Source organism: Asanoa iriomotensis (assembly GCF_016862515.1).
Classification (GTDB): domain Bacteria; phylum Actinomycetota; class Actinomycetes; order Mycobacteriales; family Micromonosporaceae; genus Asanoa; species Asanoa iriomotensis.
This window is the reverse complement of the sequence record NZ_BONC01000080.1, coordinates 23,974-33,224: the sequence shown is the minus strand read 5'-3', so window position 1 is coordinate 33,224 and position 9,251 is coordinate 23,974. Positions and strand designations below refer to the sequence as shown.

The following is a 9,251-nucleotide window of genomic DNA, read 5'->3' as shown; positions in this document are numbered from 1 at the left end:
CTGCTCGGCGCCGCCAAACGCTCCCTGGAGGGCCAGGCGGGCGTCGACGCCAAGCTGGGCGACCTCGCGGCCCGGCTCGACGAGGCGGCCACGCTGATCGGTGACGTGACCGCCGAGCTGTCCTCCTACCTCGACAGCCTCGACGCCGACCCGGCCCGCCTCCAGACGATCTACGAGCGCCGCGCCGAGCTGCGCGCGCTGACGCGCAAATACGCCGACGACGTCGACGGGGTGATCGCCTGGGCCGACCGCGCCCGCGGCCGGCTCGGTGAGCTCGACACCTCCGACGACCTGCTCGACGAGCTCGACCGCGAGCGTGCGCGGCTCGAGGACGAGGTGGCCGCGCTGGCCGTCCGGGTGACCGCCGCCCGCAAGGAGGCCGCCGGCCGGTTCGCCGACCTGGTCAGCGTCGAGTTGGCGGGGCTGGCCATGCCGCACTCCCGGGTGGAGGTCGCGGTGCTGCCCGCCGCCGCGACGACCGCCGACGGCGCCGACGACGTCGAGCTGCGCCTGCACGCCCACCCCGGCGCGCCGAGCCTGCCGCTGCAGAAGGGCGCCTCCGGCGGCGAGCTGTCCCGCGTGATGCTCGCGATCGAGGTGGTCTTCGCCGGTGCCGGCGGCCCGCCCACGCTGGTCTTCGACGAGGTCGACGCCGGGGTCGGCGGCCGGGCCGCGGTCGAGATCGGCCGCCGGCTGGCCCGCCTGGCCCGCACCCACCAGGTGCTGGTGGTGACCCACCTGCCGCAGGTGGCCGCGTTCGCCGACCGGCACCTGGTGGTCGCCAAGGACACCGGCGGCGCCGTGACCACCAGCGGCGTGCGCGTCGTCGAAGACACCGAGCGCGCCCGCGAGCTGGCCCGCATGCTCGCGGGTTTGCCAGATTCCGATCTGGGTATCGCCCACGCGGAAGAATTGCTCGCCGTGGCCGCCCGCGAGAGGCGCAGCTAGACGCACACTCCGGGTGGGTGCAACCGGCCGCGGGAGGGCAAGGTGTGACGGGCGCCACCGCAGTGGGTGGCGTCCGCATGGTTCGCTGAGACCTGGCACGTACGCGTCGGTCATTCGCGTGCCACAGCTAGCACCCCTGCTCAGGCATGTCGCGACCGCAATTCGTTCGCCGGACATGCCAGGATGGTCACGATGCGTCTACCCACCTTGCGCCGGACCCGGAGCGCCGAACCGGGCACAATCACCGGCACCGCGCGCCTCGACCGCCGGACCAAGCGTCTGGTCGGTCGACTGCGCCCGGGCGATGTCGCCGTCATCGACCACGTCGACCTCGACCGGGTGGCCGCCGACTCGCTCGTCGCGGTCGGCGTCACCGCGGTGCTCAACGCCAAGCCCTCCATCTCCGGTCGCTACCCCAACCTCGGCCCGGAGGTGCTGGTCAAGGCCGGCATCCCGCTCGTCGACGACCTGGGGGAGAGCGTCTTCCAGCAGCTCCGCGAGGGCGACGCGGTGCGGATCGACGGCAACACCGTGTACGTCGGCGGCGAGCCGATCGCGCACGGGGCCAGGCAGGACACCGAAACGGTCGCCAAGGCGATGTCGGACGCCCGCGAGGGCCTGTCGGTGCAGCTCGAGGCGTTCGCCGCCAACACGATGGAATACCTCAAGCAGGAGCGCGACCTCCTGCTCGACGGCGTCGGTGTCCCCGAGGTCGAGACCAGCATCGCCGGGCGTCATTGCCTGATCGTGGTGCGGGGCTACGAATACAAGGACGACCTCGACGTGCTCCGCCCGTACATCCGGGAGTTCAAGCCGGTCCTGATCGGTGTCGACGGCGGCGCCGACGCGCTGGTCGAGGCGGGCTACACGCCCGACATGATCATCGGCGACATGGACTCCGTCACCGACGACGTGCTGCGCTGCGGCGCCGAGGTGATCGTGCACGCCTATCCCGACGGGCGCGCTCCGGGCCTGGCCCGGGTGCACCAGCTCGGACTCTCCGCCCTGACCTTCCCGGCCGCCGCGACCAGCGAAGACGTCGCGATGCTGCTGGCCGACGAGAAGGGCGCCACGCTCATCGTCGCGGTGGGCACGCACAACAACTTGGTCGAGTTCCTCGACAAGGGGCGCGGCGGAATGGCATCGACGTTCCTCACCCGCCTCAAGGTCGGTGGCAAGGTGGTCGACGCCAAGGGCGTCAGCCGCCTCTACCGGCAGAGCATTTCTGGCTCGTCGTTGCTGTTACTGGTGCTCAGCGCCGTTTCTGCCATGGCTTCGGCGGTGGCCGTCTCCACCGTGGGCAAGGCCTACCTCGGCGTGCTTTCCGAGTGGTGGAACAATTTGGTCTTCCAACTGGGACAGCTCTTCAGCTAGGACGGGGCGTTCCCGACCGAATCAGAAGGCAAACAGCGTGATCAATTTCCGGTACCACGTGGTGTCACTCACCGCGGTGTTCCTGGCACTCGCCATCGGGCTGGTCGTCGGCACCGCGGCGCTCAACGGCCCGGTCGCCGACTCGCTCAACCAGCGTGTCTCCGAGCTGAAAAAGGACAACACCCAGCTACGGGACTCGGTCTCCAGCCTTCAGGAAGAGGTCAAGCGCGAGGAGGACTTCGCCGCCGAGATGGCGCAGGTCGTCCTCCCGGGCCGGCTGACCGGCCGCAAGGTTCTGATGGTCACCCTGCCGAGCGGTCGCGAGCACGCCGACCAGGTCCGCACGATGCTGACCACGGCCGGCGCGACGATCACCGGCCGGATCGAGATGCAGGACTCGTTCTTCGCGCCGGCGAACTCCCAGGAGCTGCTCTACCTGGCCGCCTCGGCGGCGCAGGCGTCGATCCCGGTGACCGGGCTCCCGAGCAACAGCGACGGCGTGGAGACGGCGAGCGCCCTGCTGGCCAGCGCGGTCCTCGACCGCACGCAGGGCACCCCGCCCGCCGCCGCGGACATCACCGCGCTGCTCACGGCGTACGAGAAGGCGAAATACATCAGCTACGCCGACGCCGGCAAGGACAAGGTGACCGAGCCGGCCGAGGCCGTGGTGATCGTCACCGGCCTGCCGTACGTCGACAAGGAGTCGGCGCAGAAGGACCAGGCCGTGGTGACCATGGTCAGCCAGTTCGACAAGCAGGGCTCGGTCGTGGTGGCCGGCAACGGTGCCAGCGACGGCAACGTGGTCGCCGCGGTCCGGGGCGACGGCGCGCTGGTCAAGACGATCAGCACGGTCGACAACGCGAACACCACCCAGGGCCAGGTGGTCACCGCGCTGGCCACGGCCGAGATGGTCAGCCAGGGCAAGGCCGGGCAATACGGCCTGGGTGCCGGGTCCGCCTCGATGATGCCGCAGCAGCCGCAATGAGGATCAAGAACGTCGTCCTCTCCACCGCCGGCGCGCTGACGGCGCGGGGCGCGCTGCGGGTCATCCGCTCGTGGCCCGGCTCGACCCAACTCGACCGCACCAACTTCCGGGGCCGCACGGTCACGCTGGCCGCCGGCCCGGCGCTCGCGGTCGGCGCCGCGACCAGCGCGGCCGCCGGCGCCCGCAGCCTGCCCGAGGCCGGCGCGGCACTGGTGGCAGGCCTGGGTTCCGGCGCGGTCGGCTTCTACGACGACGTGGTCGGCGGCCGCCCGGAGCACAAGGCCAAGGGCTTCAAGGGCCACCTCGGCGCGCTCCGCGAAGGCCGGGTTACCAGCGGGCTCGTCAAGATCGCCGGCGTCGGCGCCGCCGCACTCGCCGCCAGCGCGCTGCTCGCCGCCGACCGCCCGCGGCGCGGCCGGGTGGGCACCGCCGTCGACGTCGCCCTCGGCGCCGGCGTGATCGCCGGCACGGCCAACCTGTTCAACCTGCTCGACCTGCGCCCCGGCCGGGCGATCAAGGCCGGCACCATCGTCGCGGGTCCGCTGGCCGCCGGGCCCGCGGGCGGGCTGGTCGCCGGCCCGGTCGGCGCCGCCACGGCCCTCCTACCCGACGACCTCGACGAGCGGGTCATGCTCGGCGACGCCGGCGCCAACGCGTTCGGCGCGCTGCTCGGCGTCGCACTGGCCGCCCGCACCGGCCGGGTCGGGCGGGCCGCGCTGCTCGCCGGGCTGGCGGGCCTCACCGCGGCCAGCGAGCGGGTCAGCTTCACCCAGGTCATCCAGCAGACGCCGGGGCTGCGCGAGTTGGACGCGCTCGGACGGCGCCCCTGACGACGTGAGCGTGTCCACCCCTCCCAGCAGCACCACCGTCCCCCCGCCGGTGGTCGCCCCGCGCGTCGCGCGGTCGGCGGGCCTGATCGGCGGGCTCACGGTGCTGAGCCGGATCGCCGGCTTCGGGCGCACCGCGGTGCTCGGCTGGCTCGTCGGATCGACGCTGCTCGGCAGCGCCTACGTCACCGCCAACTACGTACCCAACATCATCTTCGAGATCGTCGCGGGCGGCGCGCTCGCCGCGCTGGTGGTGCCGCTGCTGGCGGGCGCGGTCGCGGGCGGCGACCGGCGCGCCGAGGCCGGCACCGTCGCCGCGCTGCTCACCTGGACCCTGTCGGCGCTCGTGCCGCTCGCGGTCGTGGTCGCCCTGCTGGCCGGTCCGATCATCGACGGCCTCGCCGGCGACCTGCCGGCGTCCGCGCGCGACGCGGGCGTGCTGATGCTGCGGATCTTCGCACCGCAGCTACCCCTGTACGGAGTCGGCATCGTGCTGACCGGCGTGCTGCAGGCCCGCCACCGGTTCGCCTGGCCGGTGCTCGCGCCGCTGCTGTCCAGCGTGGTGGTCGCCGCGACGTACGGCCTGTTCGCGGCCGTCGAGGGCGTCCGGGCCGACGTGCCCGGTGTCGGCGCCGGCGGCCAGCTCATCCTCGCCGTCGGCACCACGCTCGGCGTCGTCGTGCTCTCGCTCTGCCTGGTCATCCCGGTCCGCGGCCTCGGCCTGCGGCTGCGCCCGACGTGGCGGTTCCCGGACGGCGCGGGCCGGCACGCGCTGCGCCTGGCCGGTGCCGGTGTGGTCACGGTCGGCCTGCAGCAGGTCGCGGTCGTAGTCACACTGCGGCTGGCCAATGAGGTGCCGGACGGCACGGCGGTGGTGTTCACCGTGGCCCAGGCGGTCTACCTGCTGCCCTGGGCGATCCTGGCGGTGCCGGTGGCGACGGCCGTCTACCCGGCGCTGGCCACCGCGCACAGCACCGGCGACCACGCGGGCTACCAGGCGCGGCTCGCCCCCGCCACCCGCGGTGTGCTGCTGCTGAGCTGCCTCGGCGCCGCCGCCCTGTTCGCGGTCGCCGAGCCGGTCGCCGGCTTCTTCGCGCTGGCCGGCCTCGGCGGCGCGGTCGCCGGGTTCGCGCCGGGCCTGATCGGGTATGGCCTGTTCGCCATCCTGACCCGCGCCCTCTACGCCCGCGGCCTGCCCCGCCCCGCCGCCGTCGCGACCGCGATCGGCTGGGCGACGGTCGCCGTGGCCGCCGTGGTGCTCGCCGGCGGCCTGGCCACCGACCGCCGCCTCCTGGCGCTGACCCTGGCCAACTCGGTCGGCATGCTGGTGCTCGGCGCGCTGCTCGTCCTGGCCGTGCACCGGCGGGCCGGCGGCGCCGCGCTGGCCGGCTTCGGCCGGGCGCTGCTGGTCGGCCTGACCGCGGGCGCCGCGGCGGCGTTCGCCGGCTGGGCGGTGGCCGACGCGCTCAGCGGCGGCACCACGGCCGGCAAGCCGGCCGCGCTCTGGCACGGCGTCGTCGCCGGCATCGTGGTGGTGCTGGTGTTCGCGGCGGTCGCGTACCCGCTGGACCGCCATGACGTGCGCCCGGCGGCCGCCGCGATCCGCCGCCGCCTGGGCCGCCGGGCGGCCGGTTGAGGGTCCACGTCGTACCCGGCGGAGGGCATCACCGACAATGAACGGCGGGCTGCGTACGAATGACCGAAGACTGACAGTGAACGGGTCGGACCCGCTTTATCAGCACCGGTGGCGGCCGACGTCCCGATAGCATCGCCGCACGACCTGGGGCGCGCCGGGTCGCACGGGGGAGGGAGTGGGTGGCGTGACCGACGCCGACCGGGGGCACCGGTGGACCGGTGCCGTCTGCCTCGTGCTGGCCTCCAGCACCGGCGGCGTGGGCCAGCACGTCACCTCGCTCGTCCGCGGGCTGAGCGCGGGCGGCGCCACCGTGACCGTCGCCGGCCCGGCCGCCACCGAGACCCAGTTCCACTTCACCGCCGCCGGCGCCGCCCGGTTCGTCCCGGTCGAGATCCCCGCCAACCCGACGCTCAACGACCGCCGGGCGATCGGCGCCCTGCGCGCGGCCCTGGCCGACGACGTCGACGTCGTGCACGCGCACGGTCTGCGCGCCGGGCTGGTCGCCGTGCTCGCCAAGCCGCGCCAGCCGGTCGTGGTCACCTGGCACAACGCGGTGCTGGCCCGGCGGCTGCGGGGCTACGCGTCCCGGTTCGCCGAGCGGGTGGTGGCCCGCAACGCCACCGTCTGCCTCGGCGCCTCCGAGGACCTCGTCGACCGGGCCCGCGCGCTCGGCGCCCGCGACGCCCGGCTCGCCCCCGTCGCCGCGCCCGAGCTGCCCGAGCCCCGCCGGGGCCGGGCCGCGGTCCGCGCCGAGTTCGGCCTGCACCGCGACCAGCCCGTGGTGCTCTCGGTCGGCCGGCTGCACCCGCAGAAGCGCTACGACGTGCTCGTCGAGGCCGCCGCGACGTGGCGCGACCTCCAGCCCATGCCCGCCGTGCTGGTCGCCGGCTCCGGCCCCGCCTACCTGCCGCTGGCCGCGTTGATCTCCTCGGAGCACGCGCCGGTCACCCTGCTCGGCCACCGCGGCGACGTCGCCGACCTGCTGGAGGCCGCCGACGTGGCCGTGGTCACCAGCGACTGGGAGGCCCGGCAGCTGTTCGCGCAGGAGGCGCTGCGGGCCGGCGTCCCGCTGGTCGCGACCGCCGTCGGCGGGCTGCCCGACCTGGTCGGGGACGCCGCGGTGCTGGTGCCACCCGGTAACGTCGCGGCCGTGGCGGAAGCGGTCCGGGAGCTGTTGGGCGACGAGGCGAAGCGCGCCGAATACCGGGCGCGGGGCCTCCAGCGTGCCAAGACCTGGCCGACCGAGGAGGCCACGGTCGCCCAGCTCGAGGCGATCTACGCGGAGCTAGCGCCGACATGATCCGCCGGCTCACCCCGTACCTCCTCGTGGTCCTGACCCTGGCCGGCGGCCTGGCCGCCCTGTCGATCCGGCCGGCCACCGCGGAGACCAGGCGCTCCGCCGACTACGTGGTCGTGGTGGGCATCCCGGGGCTGCGCTGGGACGACGTCACCGAGCAGGGCACGCCCAACCTGTGGCGGCTGGCCGAGCGCGGCTCGATCGGCTCGTTGTCGGTGCGCTCGGCGCTCAAGCCGACCTGCCCCGTCGACGGGTGGCTGACCCTGGGCGCGGGCAACTACGCCGGTTGGCGGCGCTCCACCGCGGTCACCGACGGCTGCCCGCCGCTGTCCGTTGACGTGCAGCGCCCCGACGGCATCGGCGCGTTCCTGCCCGACCTCGACCGGCAGGCCGTGGCCTACAACGAGTCCCTGACCTGGGGCGCGGTGCCCGGCGCGCTGCCGCAGTCGGTGCGCTGCACCTCGGCGATCGGGCCCGGTGCGGCCGTCGCCGCGGCGCGGCCCTACGGGCGCGTCGACAACTACGAGCCCGAGCTGCCCGCGAACCCCGGGCAGCTGCTCAGCCGGTGCATCCTCAGCATGGTCGACCTCGGCACCGTCAGCGGCGACGACCCCGCTGTGCGGGCGACCGCCGCCGCGCGGGCCGACGCCACGCTGGCCCGGGTGCTCGCCGCCCGCCCCGACCGGTCGCTGGTGCTGGTCGCGGGCCTGGCCGACACCGACCAGTCGAGCCGGCTGCACGTGGCGATCGCCGACGGGCCGGGCTGGGAAGGCGGCTGGCTCACCTCGCCCAGCACCGGTCGGGACGGCTACGTCCAGCTCGTCGACCTGGCGCCGACCGCGCTCCTCGCGCTCAACCGCCCCCGCCCCGAGCGGCTGTTCGTCGGCCAACCGGCGACCTCGGTCCCGGGCCGGCCCGAGAAGCTGCCCGACGCGGTGACCTTCCCGGCCGACGCCGACCGCGAGGCTGGCGCCCAGCGCAGCGTCGCGACCTGGTTCTTCGGCATCCTCGCCGTGGTGCAGTTGGTGCTGGCGGTGGCCGTGGTGCCGCTGTTGCGGCGGGCGCGCCGGCACGCCGGCGACGACCACGAGCCCGTCCGCAAGCCGATCAGCGACACGGTGGAGGTCCTGCTGGTCGCCGCCGCGCTGGCGATACCCGCCGCCCTGGTCGCCGACCTCGTCCCCTGGTGGCGGGGCGGCCAGCCCGGCTGGCTGTTCGCCGCGGTGATGGCCTTCGTGCTGGCCGTCGGGACCACCGTGGTCCGGTTCGCGCCGGCCTTCCGGCACACCCTAGGCCCGCTGGCGATGGTGGTCACGGTGGCCGCGGTGGTGGTCGGCGTCGACCTGATGACCGGCGCGCGGCTGCAGCTCAACGGCGTGGCCGGCTACTCGGTGCTGGAGGACAACCGGTACGCGGGCGTCGGCACCGTCGGTCTGGGGGTGTTCGTCACCGGTGTCCTGCTCGGCGCCGGCGCGCTCGCCCAGCGCTTCGCCCGCTCGTGGCGGCCGCTCGTGGTCGTGCTGATCGGCGGGCTGGGCATCTTCCTGGTCGGCAGCCCCTATCTCGGCGCCGACCCGATCGGCGCGGTGGCCCTGACCGCCGGTGTGTGCATCGCCACGGCGCTGAGCACCGGCGGCTGGCTCACGCTCGGCCGGCTGGCCGGCGCCTCGGTGGCCGGTGTCGCGGTGACCGCGGTTTTCGCCTGGATCGAGACCCGCCGGCCCGAGGCCGAGCGGGGCAGCCTGGGCCGGTTCGTGTCCGCGCTCGGCGACGGCACCGGCGGCACCACGCTGCAGCGCACCAGCAAAGCCAGCTTCGACGCGCTGGCCAACAGCCCGCTGACGCTGCTGGCGCTGGTCGGTGCCGCCCTGCTCTGGCTGGTGCTCCTGCGGCACTGGGGTGGGCTGCGCCGGGCGTACGGGCTCTATCCGGCGATCCGGGCCGGCGCGGTCGGCATCGGCGTCGCCGTGCTGCTCGGCGGCGTGCTCGGCGGCACGGGCCTGGAGTTGGCCGGCGCGGCCGCGGCGGTGGCGGTGCCGATGGCGGCCCTGACCGCCCTGCGGGTGCTCAACCACGCGAGCGACTTCACCCGGCCGACAGCGCCGGAGACGACCCCGGAGGCGACCCCGGACGCGGAGCCCGAGGTCGCCAAGGGTGTCGGCGCGGCGTGACCACGAGGACGTG

General features: G+C 74.8%; 7 protein-coding genes. All 7 read left to right on the top strand.

Features of this window, described 5'->3' with window-relative positions:
* A partial coding sequence (locus Air01nite_RS35255; RefSeq protein ID WP_505606728.1) for a DNA repair protein RecN occupies positions 1–948 on the top strand: 948 nt, incomplete at its 5' end.
* 192 nt (positions 949–1,140) lie between these two features.
* Positions 1,141–2,322 (top strand): putative cytokinetic ring protein SteA, encoded by a 1,182-nt coding sequence (steA, locus tag Air01nite_RS35250; protein WP_203707713.1) that lies wholly within the window; start codon positions 1,141–1,143, stop codon positions 2,320–2,322.
* A gap of 37 nt (positions 2,323–2,359) precedes the next feature.
* On the top strand, positions 2,360–3,307 hold the full coding sequence (locus Air01nite_RS35245) for a copper transporter (RefSeq protein WP_203707712.1): 948 nt from the start codon (positions 2,360–2,362) through the stop codon (positions 3,305–3,307).
* Positions 3,304–4,137, top strand: a complete 834-nt coding sequence (locus tag Air01nite_RS35240; RefSeq protein WP_203707711.1) for a hypothetical protein — start codon at positions 3,304–3,306, stop codon at positions 4,135–4,137. Before Air01nite_RS35245 ends, Air01nite_RS35240 begins: the two co-directional genes overlap by 4 nt.
* 10 nt (positions 4,138–4,147) lie before the next feature.
* Positions 4,148–5,770, top strand: a complete 1,623-nt coding sequence (gene murJ / locus Air01nite_RS35235; protein ID WP_239091189.1) for a murein biosynthesis integral membrane protein MurJ — start codon at positions 4,148–4,150, stop codon at positions 5,768–5,770.
* Between the two features lie 184 nt (positions 5,771–5,954).
* Positions 5,955–7,070, top strand: coding sequence for a glycosyltransferase family 4 protein (locus Air01nite_RS35230; protein WP_203707710.1), 1,116 nt, complete (start codon positions 5,955–5,957; stop codon positions 7,068–7,070).
* The gene (locus Air01nite_RS35225) at positions 7,067–9,238 is read left to right on the top strand and encodes an alkaline phosphatase family protein (RefSeq protein WP_203707709.1); all 2,172 of its coding nucleotides are present in this window, start codon (positions 7,067–7,069) and stop codon (positions 9,236–9,238) included. The genes Air01nite_RS35230 and Air01nite_RS35225 overlap by 4 nt, the downstream gene beginning before the upstream one ends.
* Positions 9,239–9,251 lie beyond the last annotated feature (13 nt).

What these genes read in the sequence shown, in the direction of transcription:
- Air01nite_RS35225 (WP_203707709.1), top strand. Translation starts at nt 7,067, where the DNA reads ATGATCCGCCGGCTCACCCCGTACCTCCTCGTGGTCCTGACCCTGGCC.
- steA (WP_203707713.1), top strand. Translation starts at nt 1,141, where the DNA reads ATGCGTCTACCCACCTTGCGCCGGACCCGGAGCGCCGAACCGGGCACA.
- Air01nite_RS35240 (WP_203707711.1), top strand. Translation starts at nt 3,304, where the DNA reads ATGAGGATCAAGAACGTCGTCCTCTCCACCGCCGGCGCGCTGACGGCG.